The organism is Actinocrispum wychmicini (assembly GCF_004345645.1).
GTDB lineage: Bacteria > Actinomycetota > Actinomycetes > Mycobacteriales > Pseudonocardiaceae > Kibdelosporangium > Kibdelosporangium wychmicini.
This window is the reverse complement of sequence record NZ_SLWS01000010.1, coordinates 96,814-111,857: the sequence shown is the minus strand read 5'-3', so window position 1 is coordinate 111,857 and position 15,044 is coordinate 96,814. Positions and strand designations below refer to the sequence as shown.

Below are 15,044 nucleotides of genomic sequence, written 5' to 3'. Positions count from 1 at the left end.
GCGGTCGCCGGGGATCAAATTCATGTGTCCGGCGCATGTCATGTCGGTAAGAATCCAACAGCGACATGTCGCCTGAAATACCACTGTTTCCCTGGATTCGGCCGACAAGCCGGTGGCGATTATTTCCCCCGGGCGGGTGAATTCGTGGAGTACATCAACGGCCGAGAAAAGCCAGCAGCAGTTCGGCCGGGCCGCCGGGAGCGCGGACCGCGACCGGCGGCCCGAACCGGCCGGGCCGGTCGTCCTCGGTGACGATCGCCAACGCCAGGCGAAGCAACTCCTCGGCCAGCGCCGCCGGGATCGGCCGGTCCGCCCCGCACGCGCTGGCCACGTCCCACCCGTGCACGGCGATCTCCAGCGCGCCGGCCTGACCCACGACGACACTGGCCAGCATCCGGTCCGCGACCGACACCACCCGCCGCGACCCGTTCGTCCACGCGCCCAGCAACCGGCAGGCCCGGTTGCGCAGCGACAGCACCGGATCGTCCACGGGCTGCGCCGCCTCCAACGAGACGAACCCGCCTTCGACCGCCTCGTGCAACGCGGCCAACGAATCGTCCATGTGCCGTAGCAGGGCGGACAGGTCCCACTCCCGACACGGAGTCGGGCGGGCCATCGCGGCGGGCGTGACGAGGCGAAGGCTGCCGAGCGTGTACCCGATCGCCCGCTCCAGCAACCCAGCCTCCACGGACGGCGACTCAGCGAAAGGTGTCACACAGTTAAAGACCGTGTTCACCCCGAAAACTCATCGCCCCCACCCGCGCGGCCGCCAGTCCTAGTCGACGCGGTCGAGTGGGGTCTCGATGCCAGGGTCGGGCTCCGGCCAGCCTGGGTACTCCGGCGGTGTGCCGCCGAACTCCGGACAGAACGCCTTGTGGTCGCAGTAGTCGCAGAGGCGGCTCTTGCTCGGGCGGAAGTCGCCGGTCCTGGCCGCGCGCATGACCGCCTGCCAGATCGCGTCCAGGGTGCGTTCGAACCTGGTCAGCTCGGCCTCGTCCGGTTGGTAGGCCAGGGACTGCCGGTCGGACAGGTACATCAGGCGCAGCTGCCGGGGCACCACGCCACGCAGCTTCCACAGCACGAGCGCGTAGAACTTCATCTGGAACAACGCCTTGGCCTCGCCGATCTCCCGCGGCGCGGCCCCGGTCTTGTAGTCGACCACCCGGATCTCGCCGGTCGGCGCCACGTCCAGCCGGTCGATGTAGCCGCGCAGCAGCACACCGGACGGCAGCTCGGCCTCGACCAGCAGCTCGCACGCCTCGGGTTCGAGCCGGCGCGGGTCCTCCAGGCTGAAGTAGCCGTCGATCAGCTCGTCCGCGGAGGCCAGCCAGTCCTCCTCGCCGGCACCCTCGGCGAACAGTTCGGCCAGCTCGGGCAGCTCCTTGAGCTTCGCCCACGTCGGCTGCAGCAGCCGGTGCGCGGTCTCGGGGACACGTTCGGCCGCGGGCAGGGCGTACAACTGCTCGAGAACGGAGTGCACGACCGTGCCCCGCACCTGCGCCGGTCCCGGCCGCTCGGGCAGCCGGTCCACCGCTCGGAACCGGTAGAGCAGCGGGCACTGCTTGAAGTCGCTCGCCCTCGACGGCGACAACGCCGGCCGCCGCCGTGGAGCCGCAGCGCCTTCCGTGGCCTGGCCCTCTTCCTCAGTCACCGTCACAACCCGCACAGTAGGCCACGAGTAAGACAGTATTGGATTGTCCTCGCTCAGTGTTCGACTGTCCTCGCTCCGCTCGGACGGCTTGGCCGCCTTTAGCCGGCCATTTCCACCGCGCCCCACGCGACCGACATCTTCGCTCAGGGCTGGCCGCCGCTGTGCCTGGGGCGATGTCGGGCGTGTTGCGCGGCGTAAATGACCGGCGCGGCCAAGCGGGCACTGGCGGTCGACCCGGCATTTCACCCACGCGGAGCAATTTCGTCCGCCAAACCCACGAGTCGCGTCATTGGTGGCCGGCGTCGTCATGCCCACAGGAGGAAGCTGTCAGCCGCGAACCATCCGAGCACGTTGCGGAGACGTCATGAAAACGGTCTTCGAGAGCAGCGACCTGGATGAGGTCCAGGAGTTCATCAGCGCCGGGTACGCCTCGGTGCGGTTCAGGGCGAGCCGCCAAGGTCGGCACTGCTTCCGGCTCACCCGGCACCCGCTGGGGCCTATCAGCCTGGAACTGACCGACTGCAGTTTCGAGATGGGTTACGTGGCCCACTCGTTGGGTCGCGTCGGCGTGGCCTGGGTGGACACCGGCGCCTGGCTGACGTCCGAGGGAGTCGGGGGCGCGGCGGCGAGCCACGGCCCCGGTGACGTCTTCGTGCTCGGTCAGCCCGGTCACGGCTTCGCCGGCCGGGTGACCAACTTGCGCTGCGGCTACGTCTCCGTCGAGCCGTCGTTGCTGTCCAAGGTGGCCGCGACCGCGCCCGGCCGCACGGAGCAGCCGGTGCGGTTGACCGGCTACCGGCCGGTCTCCCCGGCCGCCGGCCAGCACCTCATGCGCACCATCGCCTTCCTTCGCGACCACGTCCTCACCGATCCGGCGATCCGGGACGCCCCGCTGGTCGCCTCCACCGCACCTCAACTGTTGGCCGCCACAGTGCTGACCGCGTTCCCCAACACCGCGCTGACCGAACCCACCATCGAGGATCGCCACGACGCGCACTCCGCCACCTTGCGGCGCGCCATGAGGTTCATCGACGACCATCCCGCGTCGGAAATCGGCGTCGCCGACATCGCCGCCGCGGTCCACGTCACCGTCCGCGCGGTGCAGTACGCCTTCCACCGCCAGGGCACCACGCCGATGGCATATGTCCGCCGGGTCCGTCTCGACCGCGCCCACCGGGACCTGCTGGCCGCCGACCCCACCACCGGCGTCACTGTCACCCAGATCGCCGCCCGCTGGGGTTTCTTCCACGCCGGCCGGTTCGCCGGCTACTACCGCGACGCGTATGGCCGTCCGCCCACCCAGACCCTCCTGCGCGACGCTCCCTAGCGTGGACTCCGGGCGTCAAGGGAGGACACCCGGAGTCCGCACCACAGGGTGGCCGGCTGAGGCGGATCGGCCCACCGGTTCGCCGCGGTGGCATAACACAACAGTGGCATAACGCAGTCTGCCCGCCGGTGCGGTGACGCACAGCACGCCGGACGAACTCACGTCGTCGCAGTTCAGCGTCCGATCCAGCCAGGAAACGAAAACCCTACAGGCGGCACGAGCGGATGTCGGACGCGAGAATCGCCTTGGCGCCGATCGCCCAGAGCGTGTCCATGACCGGATTGGCCTGTTTGCGGGGCACCATCGCGCGGACCGCCACCCAGTCCGGGTTGGCCAGCGGCGCCACGGTCGGCGACTCCAGGCCCGGCGTGACCTCCAGGGCCTTGTCCAGCAGCGCCTTCGGGCAGTCGTAGTCCAACATCATGTACTGCTGGGCGAAGACCACGCCCTGCAGCCGGGCCCTGAGCTGTTCGGCGTCCGGCGACGGGGTCGCTTCGGCCCGGTGCACGAGCACGGCCTCGGACACGCAGATCGGGTCGCCGAACGCCACCAGGTTGTGCTGGCGCAGGGTGCGGCCGGAGCCCACCACGTCCGCGATCGCGTCCGCCACGCCGAGCTGCACCGAGATCTCGACGGCCCCGTCGAGCCGGATCACGTCGGCTTTCACGCCGTGCCCGGCCAGGTCGTCCCGGACCAGCCGGGGGTACGCGGTGGCCAGGCGCTTGCCGTCCAGGTCCGCGACGGTCCACTCACGGCCGGCCGGGGCGGCGTACCGGAACGTCGACCCGCCGAACCCGAGCGCGAGCACCTCGGTCACCGGCGCGCCGGAGTCGCGCGCCAGGTCCCGCCCGGTGATGCCCAGGTCGAGCTCGCCGGACCCGACGTACACGGCGATGTCCTTGGGGCGCAGGAAGAAGAACTCGACCTCGTTGCTCGGGTCGAGCACGGTCAGGTCACGCTGCTCACCGCGTTGGCGGTAGCCGGCCTCGACCAGCATCTCGGACGCGGCGACCGCGAGCGCGCCCTTGTTCGGCACGGCGACACGCAACATGTGGGGCTCCTAGGTCGTGTTTCAGGTGTCCCGGTCGATGAGAGCCGGGATCGGGGCGGTTCCTGGCGTCGCCGGCGGGACGCCGCGAATACTGGTTGTCTTTGGGCGTTCCGGCGGTGGCGTCAGGGACCGCATCCGGCCCGGCTATCGCGATCGGGACACCTGAAACACGGCCTAGAGGTAGCGGTAGACGTCATCCAAGGTCAGGCCACGTCCGATCATCAGGACCTGAACCCGGTAGAGCAGCTGGGAGACCTCCTCCGCCAGATGCTCGTCGTCCTCATGCTCGGCCGCGATCCACACCTCGCCGGCCTCCTCCAGCACCTTCTTGCCCTGCGCGTGCACACCCGCATCCAGCGCCGCGACGGTCCCCGAGCCCTCAGGCCGGGTGCGCGCGCGGTCGCTGAGTTCGGCGAACAGCTCGTCGAACGTCTTCACCCCCCGATCCTTTCATCCCGGTGCCGGCCGCCGATCACTCGGTCGGCCGGGTGTGACCGGCGCCTCGGGCACCGGATTCGCCCAGTGAAAACCGCGAAAACGCGGAATTGGTCCATTTGGGTAGTGCGGCGCGCAGGGTTCTCACCCGCTGCGACTTTTCGTCGGTAGAGTTGAGGGTCGACAAAGATACGGGAGAAAGAATGGTCCGCAGGGGCTCTTCCGGCCGAGCCGGGCGAGTTCTCCTGTTCGTCCTGGTTGGCGTGCTGCTCCATTCAGGTGTCGCCCGTGCGAGCGCCGGAGATGACGCTATGGTCACCTTCTGCTTGGCTCCGGCGCAACGCGCCGATCTGGCCGATGCCGTGGTGGCCCTGGAGATCGACGACCGGACCGCGTTGACCGACCTACCCACATGGCGCAAGGCCCACCCGGACGGCTTCACGCGCGCCTGCACCGCGCTCTACGAGTCGGCGAAAGGCAGCGGGTCGTCCGGTTTCGCTTCCGTGCTGCCCTTTCTGACCGGGTTGTTCGGTGCCGTGCTCGCTTTCCTGGCCGCCGCATTCGTCGACCTGCGTGCCCGCGGGCGCGCACTCGGTGACAACCTGCGGACCGCGGTCACCGACTTCCATGAACGCGGCGACGTGTTCCTGCGTGGCATCAAGGTGGGCGCCGCCGACAGCGAGCTGGTGCGGGCCCGGCGGAAACTCGTCAACCAGCTCGCCGACGTGAAGGCACGGCACCCGAAGTGGCATCTGGTGACCACCGCGCTGGAGCCGCTCGACGACACCCTCGGACCGGCCATGGGCCAAGGCTGGGACGACAACGCCACGCGGTCCCGAGATCGGGTGCGGGACCTCACCGAAAGCCTGAACGAGCTGCGGGACAACGTGTTGACGATCGCCGCCGGGCTGGCCGTGGTGGTCGGCTCGCACAAAGCGGTCAAAGAGGTCAAAGGGGGCGGCGCGAAGGCTGTCGGGATCGCCACGACTGCCGAGACCGCCGCCGTGGCCGCCGAGGAGCGGCCATGAGCGCGATCAACCCGTTCACCGTAGAGCCGTTCGGTGCCAGCCCGATGCGGCCGTTACGGCCGTTCGACCATTCCCACCACCGCGCCTTCTACGTCCCGGTGGACAACAGCGAGGCCCAGTTCCAGAAGTTCCAGCGGCGGATGGGCGACCTGCGGGGGATGCTGGCCGACGGCGGCCTCACACTGGTCACCGGGGACACCGGCTGCGGCAAGTCCGCGCTGGTCAACCGGTGTGCGGACTGGGTCGTGGACGAGCTCAAGAAGAAGCACCAGATGGTCGGCAAGGTCATCGACGCCACCAGGACCGTGGGGCCGGCCGAGACGCACGGCGTGGACAAACGGATGTCCATCACGTGCGACCAGCTCTGTGACCTGGTCAAGAACAAGGGCGTGCTGCTGCCCGACGGCGCCACCAGTTTCGAACAACGGCGTGAGCACCCGAACCACGTGTACAACAACCTCCCGTTGTGGCTCGACGATCCGTACGCGTTGATCATTCTGTTGCCGTCGCCCGGCGACCTGGATCTGGAAGTGATGCGGTACGCGATGTTCGCCCGGCCGCGGGTGTTGTTCATGGCCGAGTCGGCACTGCTGACCGAACGGGACGCTTACACGATCGAAGGAAAACTCGAGGCGTGGATGCGGCCGGTCACGCTTCATGTCGGCCCGTTGGCAGAGGGCGACGTGCGGCGATTCACTCAGGACCGGTTGAACCGCAACGCAGACCAGGGCGCCTATCCACGGATGAGTGAGGAAACCATGACCGAACTCGACGGAGAGTTACACACGGTCGCGCAGCTGCAACGGGTTTTGCACAGTTCTTACGAGTTCCGGCTTGATCAGCCGATAGGGTACGAAAACGAAGACTGGGTGACCGTCGACGATATCCGCGCGGATCTGGCTCGGCGGCTGGCGAACGGGGCGGGATCATGAGTGCACACGAGTCGGACCCGTTACTTCGTAATCCGTTCTCGGCGATGGCCGTGGCCAGCCTCGCGGATTCCGGCGAAACCGGTGACGACATCACCATCGACACCGACGCGATCCGGCGCGCCACCGGCCACGTCCGCGGTTATCTGCTTTCCCAGCCGCCGCGGCCGCGCGCCCGGCCGGACGGAAATGTGCTGCTCATCCTGGGCGACTACGGAACGGGTAAGACACATTTGGCCGGCCGACTGGTACGGGTGGCGGCCGAGACGATGCACGACCCGTCGAGATCGCTGCATATCGAGGCCACCGCGGAGAATCCGCTGCGGATGTACCAGCGGTTCGCGCACAAACTCGGGCTCGACCGGGTGCGCGCCCGGATCAACGACTACTACGCCGACATCGTCGCCGCGCAGCTGCACCAGAGCGGAATCGCCGCGCAGGCCGCCGACGTGCTGCGGGACCCCGACCGCAGGCCCGGCGAGGTCATCGAACCGTTGCAGCTGATGGAGAGCGCGCTGCTCCGGGAAGTGCAGCGGACCCTGCAGGACGTGACCGACAACGCCGACTTCGGCAAGGCGCTCACCTTGTTGCTGCGGCCGGGTTTCGACGACGCCGTGTGGTCATGGCTGACCGGGGCGGAACCGACGCCGGTCCTGGTCGACCGCGGCATCACCGAGGCCATCTCGGCGACGCCGGACGTGTTCGAGGCGATGGGCGTGCTGGCGCTGCTGTTCGGCGGGCGGGAACGCCGACTGGTGCTGATCATCGACGAGTTCGACAAGATCTTCGCCGCCGCGGGCGACGACACCGGCAGCGTGCTCGCCGCGTTCCGCAAGATGCTGGAGGTGTTCACCAAGGCAGGCGCGTGCCTGGTGCTGTGCGGCCATCCGGACTTCGTCGGGACGCTGGACCCGAGCGCGGTCGAGCGGGTCACGCACTCGGTGGAGCTGGCCGGGCTGAGCGAAGGCCAGGTCCGTGAGCTGATCGAGCAGGCGCAGGCGCCGGAGCGGCGACTGGCGCCGTTCACTGTGCCGACAGTCGGCTACCTGGTCGCGTTGACCGGCGGCAACGCGCGCAAGGTGATCCGCATGTGCCACCGGCTGTTCCAGCTGTCCTGGGACGCCGGACAGACCGACATCACGGCTGACATGGTGCGGATGGTCGCGCGGGAGTTGCTGCGATCGTTGAGCTCGCAGGAGATCGGCTCGCGGGCGAGCCGGGAACTGGACGCGATCGGCTGGTCGTACGTGCGTGACCACCATTTCGGCGAGCACGGGCGGGCGGACTTCTGGATCCCACTGGACGGCGACAGCACCGGATGTGCCGTGCTGATCAGGGAATCGCTGCTCACCCGCGACGAGATCAACGAGGTCTCCCAGCGGCTCACGACTCTGCGTGCAGCCACCCCCTCGGTCAGGGTTGTCCTGGTCGTGAACGGCGTGATCGGGCCCAACCTCGTCGAGCCACTGCGCGAGCAGTTGCCGAACGAGCCGCTCGTGTACGTGGAACGTGACTTCGGCAAGGATTTCCGGGCGCTCATAGGTGCCGCGATGGGTGGGTTGAGAGGAGACGCGTCCGCCGATCCCGACCTGGACATGCGGCGACGAATCGACCACTTGAACGTGCAGCAGTCCAACATCCACGGGTTCATCGAGAAGCTGACGGACCACGTCGACAACGTTGGGTGGTCCGCCGACCTGCAACTGACCCTGATCCAGAAGACACTGAGTGCACTGAACAGCAAGGTCGCAGAGCTCGCCGGCACGGAGTCCGGCGACGTGCTGGTCCGCTCGCCGCTGCCACCCGAAGTGGACCGGCTGTTCGGCGACGCCGTCGCGGTGCTGGAGGACATCACCCAGTTCCGGCAGATGTTCGACGAGTCGATTGCCAGCGGCACCGAGGACATGCTGCGAGCGGTGCAACGGCGGCTGCGGGTCCAGGACTTCCTGCAGGCAGCAGGAGTCGCGACACTGATGCTGAAGGCCGTGCGGGGGTTCACCGAAGCCGTCCGGACGTGGTACCTCCCGGAGGAGGTGACCGGCGCGGGCGGCGAGTTGTCGCCACCTGCCGAACGCGCCCTCGACGAGATCTGTTGGGCCTACGACGCGACGACCGAGTACCTGCCGCTGTTCATGCTCGATCCGCTGGTGGCGTTGTCGCCGTGGAAGGCACGCTCCGGCAAGATCGACGACCTGGGCAAGGTGTCGCGCCGGACGCGGGTGCAGGACGCGCTGGACAACCTCAGCCCGCGGGTTCGACGTGCGGTTTTGCGATCGTTCTTGTATACCGAGAGCTGACCGGCACCGGGGCCGGGACCTTGACGACCGGCCGCTGGTGGCGGTCCCACAGGCCGTTGCACACCGCGTGCAGCACGTAGACGACCAGGATCGCCGGCGCGATGATCGCGGTCGCGCCGGGAAGTACCGGCTCCAGCAGCAACGCGAGCACGATCGCGGTGAGGCCGTTCTGCTGGCTCAACGCGAGCCGCATCCGGTCGCCGTGCCAGCGTTTCGGTGACGTCACCAGGAATCCCACGACGACCTGCGCCACATAGGCCGCGACGCCGAGTATCGCGCCTTCGAACAGCCGCACCCCGCCGACGAGGACGAGCCCGAGCGCGAAACACGCCACGTAAAGCGCGACCTGGGTGGCGCCGTCGATGAACCGGTCGAGCGCCGGCCGGAAGAACAAGCCGGTCAGGGCCAGGCCGAGCAACAGCGACTGGGACACCGCGACGAACGCGACCACCAGCACCACGACGACCAGCACCGCGGTGATCGCCTTCTGGGACCGGAAATGTCCGCGCACCCGCTGGAAGCCACGCCAGATCAGCCACATCACGCCGGCGAGCAGCAGATTCCACAGAATGTGCGCCGCGAACGAGCCGAGATCACCGTTCAACACCACCACGCCCGTCGCGGGATGCAGCACGAGCACGGTGAGATATGTGGTCAGCAGTACCGTGACCGGGTCGTCGAATGACGCCCACGCCAGCAGCAGCGATTTCGCCGCGGTGGACAGCTTCGATTTCTTCTGTACCGCGGCGACCGACACGGGGTCGATCTGCGCGACCGCGATTCCCAACACGATGAACGCGGGATTCTGGAAAGCCAGATACATGACCCCGGCGACGATCGCGGCTTTGCCGAGCACACCGGCCGTGACCGCGACGGCGACCGTGCCCAGTTCGTCCCGGAACTCACGCAGAGCTATCGCCCGGGTACTGGCGTAAAGTCCGAATCCGAGGACGGCGGTGACAAAATCCTGATATGCCATCGAGTTCTGCACATCGGTGACACCGAGCCATCGGGCGACCGCCCAGCCGCCGAGCACCGCCGCCAGCAGACTTGACGTACGTAACGCGGCAGCCACAGCGCCCCCAAAGGTCATTGGAGTGATCCGGGCTCGACCCACGTTAGCGGGCCGGGTACGGCCGGGCCACTGTCCAACGGGTGAAAGCAATATCGAAGGTGGGCTATCCGGGTGCGCACTCCACCGCGAGTCGCGCAATGCGTTCGTCCGCGCCGCGCACTCTGGCCTGATCGATCGTCACACCGACCAGATACGTGCCGACCGCCAACCGGTAGAAGTAGATCGCGCCCTGTTCGACGTCCAGCACGACCCGGACCAGCAGGCCACCCGGCTCGGCCGTGCCCACGGTGTGGTTCAGCCGGGTGATCACGCCGCCGAGCTCGCGGCTGAACATCCGGTAGAACGTCCGGCGCGCCTCGACCGAGATCTGGGTGAAGAACGGGGCCAGCGACGGATGGTCGAAGTGGTCGGCCATCACCGCCACCTCGCCGGCCGTGCAGTACGCGACGAACTGCAGGTCCTCCGGCCGCACCACGCCGACGCAAGCGTCCACGATCCGCGGGTCCGCGAACTCGTCCGCCACTTCGGCCCGGGGCGCGCCGGCCGGGTCGGTGGACGTCAGCACGCCGACGACGTCCGCGGACGCCCAGCCGCCCGGGTTGAGCGACGGCAGGCTGATCCTGGCCCGCATGTGCGTGGTCAGGTCGGACAACGCCTTGTCCATCGTCCGCACCTCGGGCGCGTCGGACAACGGCGCCCCGGGGTGGTCGACCGCCGTCCGGTCCACGCACAACCCGACGACGTTCTGTCTGGGCACAACGGATCCGCACATCACAGCGCCGTACTCGGTGTGCAGCACGGTACGGATCAGCGCGCCGGTACGCGCCTCCTGCAGCCGCCGGTCGAGCGCGCTCATCGTGAAGCCGAGCTGGCGCCCGAGGCGTTGCATGGCCGACCGGTCGTGGGACTCGATGTCGTGTGCGGCGTAGGAGAAGTCGAACGCGCCCTGGCTGTAGTGCGCCAGGTAACGCACCAGCTGGTGCTTCTGCACCACCTCGCCGCAGGCGCGCCGGGCCTCCGCGAACTGGTCGCCGAGGAACTCGGCGGTCTCGTGGACGTGACCCGGCTCAGGTTTGCGGGATGTCGACATCGATGTCCTTCCATCCTTGGTCGAACTCCGCCCGAGGGCCGCGGACGACGGCCAGGTTGCTCGCGGCGATCAGCGTGCTGGGGTGGTCGTCGCCGAGGTACTCGCGGTGGTCGGCGTACGCGAGGCCGACCAGGTCGCGGGCGCGCTCGATGTCACCGGCCGCCGCGACCACACGGGCCTGGGAGACCGAGGCGGCGAGCGTCCAGCGGTGGGTGCCGCCCAAGCGGTGACGCAGCACGTCCAGGCCCGCGGTGACGGTTCCGACGGCCTTCTCGACCTCGTAGGCGGCGCACAGGCTGAGCCCCAGGCACACCTGGGCGAGCCCGATGAACGGATGGTCGTCGGGCAGCGCGGCCGGACCGTGCAGACCCGCCAGGACGGACTCCGACAGCTCCACCGCCACACCCGAATCACCCACCGCGCGGTGGTCCATGGCGTAGCTGAGGGTGCACGCCAGCGTGTCCGGGTGATGCTCGCCGAGCAGCTCACGCAACGACGTCAACACCCGGGCCGTGTGATCCTTGGCCTCCCGGTGATAGGCCAACGCGCGTTCGGTGATCGCGTAGTGCCACATCGCCCGCAGCAGCGTCTCGTTCGTGTCCAGGCGAAGCTGGCGCAACCGGTCGCGGGCGGTGCGCAACGTGGTCAGCGCCCGGTCGTACTGGCCGAGTTCCCGTTGGTAGATCCCGATTCTGGTGCACGACCACCAGGTGTCCGGGTTGTCCTGGCCGAACATCCGCGTCCGCCTGGCGAAGTTGTCCTCCTCGATCTCCAGCGCGCCGGCCGGGTCGCCGGCCAGGTACATCGAGGAGGCCAGGTTGTTGGCGGCCGACCGGGTGTGCGGGTGGTCGTCGCCGAGTTCGGTGCGGAAGCCCTCCCAGGTGGCCTGGTCCTCGTCCAGCGCCTCCCAGAACAACCCGAGCCCGCGCAGGTCGCCCGCCCGGCCCCGGGCCGAGATGAGCACCTGCGGGTGGGTCCGGGTGAGCGTCCGGCGCTGCAGGGCCAACGCGGCGTCGTCCAGCCGCAGCGCGGTCGTGGGCCGGCCGAGGTGGCGTTCGACGTTGGCCAGCTGCGTGCCCAGCCGGGCGGACAACGGGTCCGCCGGCCCGTAGTGCGCCAGCCACGAGTCCAGCAGCTGGTGCGCGGGCCGGGTGGCCGCCTCGGCGATGCCGATGCCGCCGTCGGTGTACAGGAAGCGCAGCTGGTTGACCAGCCAGCGGCGGACCTGGTCGTCCCGGCTGGCCATCGCGCCCGACACGAAGACGTGCTTCTGCAGCTCCAGGAACCGCCGGACCCGGCCGGACGCGTCCTCGTCGACCTCGATCGGGGCGTACGCGGCCAGCACGGCGAGCACGTCCGCCCGCCGGTTCGCCTGCTCCACAGTGGACATGTCGGCGCGCAGCCGGGTCTGCACCAGGCGATGCAACCGCAGGCTGCTGTGCGTGCCCCAGTCGACCCGGAACAGGCCGAACCGGGTGCCGGTCCACAGCACCCGGTCGATCTCCCACGAGTCCAGCCGCAGGGCGGCGCCGTCCAGGCCGCCGCGCGCGACCAGCCGGTCGATCATCGCCGGCGACCGCACCAGGTGCAGCGCGACCCCTTGGGGGGAAAGGAAAGCGCACATCTGCGCGAGCAGCACGGCCAGCCGGCCGGGCGCGCCGCCCTTGAGCGACTCGACCAGCGTGCGCACGACCTGGACGACCGGCTCGTCGTCGGCCTCCGAGGAGACCTGTTCGAGGAACGCGCGGGTCGCCCAGGTCGCCGAGTCGACCCCGGTCGACCCGACCCGTCGTTCGTCCTCGACCGCCTCGACCAGCCAGTCCACGCTCAGCTGCAACGCGAGCGGCAGATGGCCGACCGCGTCCGCCACCAGGTCGGCGTCGGCCGGGCTCAGCTCGTTGACCCTGGTGGTGAGGAGTTTCGCGCTGTCCTGCGGGCGCATGTGCGGGACCGTGATGGCGGTGTCGTCGGCAGCGTTGAACGAAGTCACGAGAACGTGCCCCAGTCCACCGTCGGGCATGAGCCCGTCGAGCACCGCGGGGTCGTCGGCGTTGTCGTAGACGAGCAGCCAGCGGGCGAAGCGCTTGCCCTCGGCCAGTTGCTCGATCGGCACGGTCGTCCCGTACTCGTTGACCGGGTCCTCGGTCAGCTCCGGGTCGTGCATGCGGTCGCCGAGCTCGGCGACGCCGGCCACCGCGGTCTGCCGGTCGTGCGCGGAGAACCACCAGATCAGGTCGTAGTCGCTGGCGAACCGGTAGGCGTACTCCAGGGCCAGCTCGCTCTTGCCGACCCCGGGCGGCCCGGTGAGCGTGCACGCGGCGCGGCCACTGCCGAACGACAGCATCCGGTCGCGCAGCCGTTCGATCTCGTGGTCCCGGCCGACGAACTGCGGATTGCGGGGTGGGAGCGACACCAGTTGCGGGCGGGTGGCCGGGAACCGCGGCCACTGCACGGGGTCCACCTCCCAGCGGGGCGCCATCAGGCTGAAATGCGTGAGCAGCCGGGCCCGCGCCACCGCGTCATGCACGTCGACCAGGTCGACGACCTCACCGTCGTTCGGCGGCCCCTCCTCGGTCCGCTCCACCACCAGCCAGACCGGGCTCAACGATGGCAGGTCCGGCGGGGCGAGCCGGGACGAGCGGACCACGACAAGCTCGGGCGGCCGTGGCTGGTCAAGCCACTCGGAGGCGACTGTGTCCAACCTGCCCCCTGCGGGGGCAACACCCACCCCCGCCGCGGCGAGGGTTCGGGTCTCCGCGCCGCCGCGCTCCAGCACGGCACGCGCCCAGTCCGCCCAGGCGCGGTCCTCGGTCGCGTACGCCACGAGCACCCGCACAGGCGGCTCGAACGTGTCGACGCCGAAGATGCGCCGGTACCGCGACCGCACTTCGTCGCTGACGTCGGGAATGACGATGGCGTCGTCTTTGGTGATGGCGGCGGCTAATCGCCTGTACTGGGCGCGCACGCGGCTCGGATCGTTCGCGTCCTCGAACAGCACCGCGAGCAGCGGGTCGTACGCCTCGTAGGAACGGTACGGGATCCACACGATCGCACCGGACTGGTCGATCAAGGTCCCGAACTTCGCCCGGACGTTCGCCAGGCTGCGGGCCGCGCGCACGTCGCCGCCCATGTCGAACATGGTCACCACGGGCACGATGTCCAGCCGGTAGGGCATCTGGCGTTTCAGCTGCCGCGCCAGGGCGGCCGCGTCGTTGACCCCCTTGGGCGCGAAGCAGACCGCGGCCACGTCGGCGAGTTCGGCGATCAGCGCGACCACGGGACCGGCGGTTCCGGTCGGCGCGTCGATCAGGACCTGGTCGTACTGTTCGGTGGCGAGCTGCTCGCGCAACGTCGAGATGGCGCCGTGGCTGGCCTCCACCACGTCCAGGTAGAGCCGGCCGCCGCCGGCCGGCACCCGGGGGGCGAGCACGTCGATGTGCCCGGCCGCCCGCGGCAGGCTGTAACGCTCCACAGTGGACACCGGCTCGACGTGCGGCGGGGACAGCACGGCCAACACGGCGCGCCTGGTCCGTTCCGCCAGCTCAGCCTCGCCCACGTAGAACGGCGCCAGGTAGTCCGGCACGTGCGGCTGTTCGGATCCCAGGTCCACCACCAGAACACGGCGCCCCGCGCTGGCCAGTGCCCAGGCGAGGTTGGCGACGGCGCTGGTCCGGCCGGCACCGCCGGCGGCCGACAGGAACGCGACGACCGCGCTGCGCGCCGCGCCGCCAGATGGGTTGCTCATCACTGCTCCAAGTCGACCTCCCCGCTCGCGAAATTACACACAGCGGGAAGGCAGGGTGTGGCCGTCCGGCCAACGATTTGAGATTCACTCGAACGGCCCAGGTGACTGGCTCTTACAGAGCGCTTTGAAAGGCGGCGTATTGGTCCGGCAGCTCGGCGTTGGCCGCCAGGATCCGGCGCAACGCCGCGCCGAGCACCGACTCCGGCAATTCGGCCAGCTCATCCGGGTCGAGATCGGTCACGTCCAGAAGCACGGACTCTATGACGACGTCCTCCGGCATCCCGCTCAGCCCCTCCACCGAATCCGCACAAGTACGGATTTCCTTGTCACGCATGGTGCCCAAGTGGATATCCTAGGCTCACCGCGGCGGCGCGAATGCGGCACTTCGACACACAGCTTCGAGGGATGGGGTGGCG

12 protein-coding genes are annotated in these 15,044 nt (G+C 69.1%); 4 read left to right on the top strand and 8 right to left on the bottom strand.

The genetic code is table 11. The features are described 5' to 3' along the window. Positions 1 to 154 precede the first annotated feature (154 nt). Together EV192_RS38100 and EV192_RS38095 are read right to left on the bottom strand one after the other, a co-directional pair. A complete protein-coding gene (locus EV192_RS38100; protein ID WP_207926531.1) occupies positions 155 to 715 on the bottom strand; it encodes a TIGR03086 family metal-binding protein in 561 nt (186 codons plus the stop codon). A gap of 60 nt (positions 716 to 775) precedes the next feature. Further along, on the bottom strand, positions 776 to 1,657 hold the full coding sequence (locus EV192_RS38095) for a RecB family exonuclease (protein ID WP_207926530.1): 882 nt from the start codon (positions 1,655 to 1,657) through the stop codon (positions 776 to 778). 358 nt (positions 1,658 to 2,015) lie between these two features. Here EV192_RS38095 and EV192_RS38090 point away from each other — a divergent pair, with 358 nt between their 5' ends. After that, complete coding sequence (locus tag EV192_RS38090) at positions 2,016 to 2,978, top strand: AraC family transcriptional regulator (RefSeq protein ID WP_132123497.1); 963 nt, start codon at positions 2,016 to 2,018, stop codon at positions 2,976 to 2,978. A 205-nt stretch (positions 2,979 to 3,183) separates the two neighbouring features. Here the strand turns inward: EV192_RS38090 and hisG are convergent, their stop codons facing one another. Both hisG and EV192_RS38080 read right to left on the bottom strand, forming a co-directional pair. Beyond that, a complete protein-coding gene (gene hisG / locus EV192_RS38085; protein WP_132123496.1) occupies positions 3,184 to 4,029 on the bottom strand; it encodes an ATP phosphoribosyltransferase in 846 nt (281 codons plus the stop codon). Between the two features lie 174 nt (positions 4,030 to 4,203). Further along, positions 4,204 to 4,467, bottom strand: a complete 264-nt coding sequence (locus tag EV192_RS38080; RefSeq protein ID WP_132123495.1) for a phosphoribosyl-ATP diphosphatase — start codon at positions 4,465 to 4,467, stop codon at positions 4,204 to 4,206. Between the two features lie 308 nt (positions 4,468 to 4,775). Between EV192_RS38080 and EV192_RS38075 the strand changes: the two genes are divergently transcribed. From EV192_RS38075 to EV192_RS38065, 3 genes are read left to right on the top strand one after another with little or no spacing between them, the layout of a single operon-like run. After that, entirely contained in the window at positions 4,776 to 5,492 is a 717-nt protein-coding gene (locus EV192_RS38075; RefSeq protein WP_132123494.1) for a hypothetical protein, read from the top strand. Beyond that, positions 5,489 to 6,424 (top strand): hypothetical protein, encoded by a 936-nt coding sequence (locus EV192_RS38070; protein WP_132123493.1) that lies wholly within the window; start codon positions 5,489 to 5,491, stop codon positions 6,422 to 6,424. The genes EV192_RS38075 and EV192_RS38070 overlap by 4 nt, the downstream gene beginning before the upstream one ends. After that, positions 6,421 to 8,718, top strand: coding sequence for a hypothetical protein (locus tag EV192_RS38065; RefSeq protein ID WP_132123492.1), 2,298 nt, complete (start codon positions 6,421 to 6,423; stop codon positions 8,716 to 8,718). The genes EV192_RS38070 and EV192_RS38065 overlap by 4 nt, the downstream gene beginning before the upstream one ends. On the opposite strand, the gene EV192_RS38060 is transcribed toward EV192_RS38065, so the two are convergent. The 4 genes from EV192_RS38060 to fxsA form a co-directional block, all read right to left on the bottom strand. Continuing rightward, entirely contained in the window at positions 8,663 to 9,811 is a 1,149-nt protein-coding gene (locus EV192_RS38060) for a cation:proton antiporter (RefSeq protein WP_132123491.1), read from the bottom strand. The two genes, EV192_RS38065 and EV192_RS38060, sit on opposite strands and share 56 nt — an antisense overlap. Positions 9,812 to 9,896: 85 nt before the next feature. Continuing rightward, positions 9,897 to 10,883: a hypothetical protein gene (locus EV192_RS38055; protein WP_132123490.1), complete on the bottom strand. Its 987-nt coding sequence runs from the start codon at positions 10,881 to 10,883 to the stop codon at positions 9,897 to 9,899. After that, a complete protein-coding gene (gene fxsT / locus EV192_RS38050) occupies positions 10,861 to 14,628 on the bottom strand; it encodes an FxSxx-COOH system tetratricopeptide repeat protein (protein ID WP_132123489.1) in 3,768 nt (1,255 codons plus the stop codon). Before fxsT ends, EV192_RS38055 begins: the two co-directional genes overlap by 23 nt. Before the next feature lie 112 nt (positions 14,629 to 14,740). Further along, positions 14,741 to 14,962 carry an FxSxx-COOH cyclophane-containing RiPP peptide gene (gene fxsA / locus EV192_RS38045; RefSeq protein WP_243727363.1) on the bottom strand — a complete coding sequence of 74 codons (222 nt, stop codon included), beginning with the start codon at positions 14,960 to 14,962 and terminating at the stop codon, positions 14,741 to 14,743. Positions 14,963 to 15,044 lie beyond the last annotated feature (82 nt).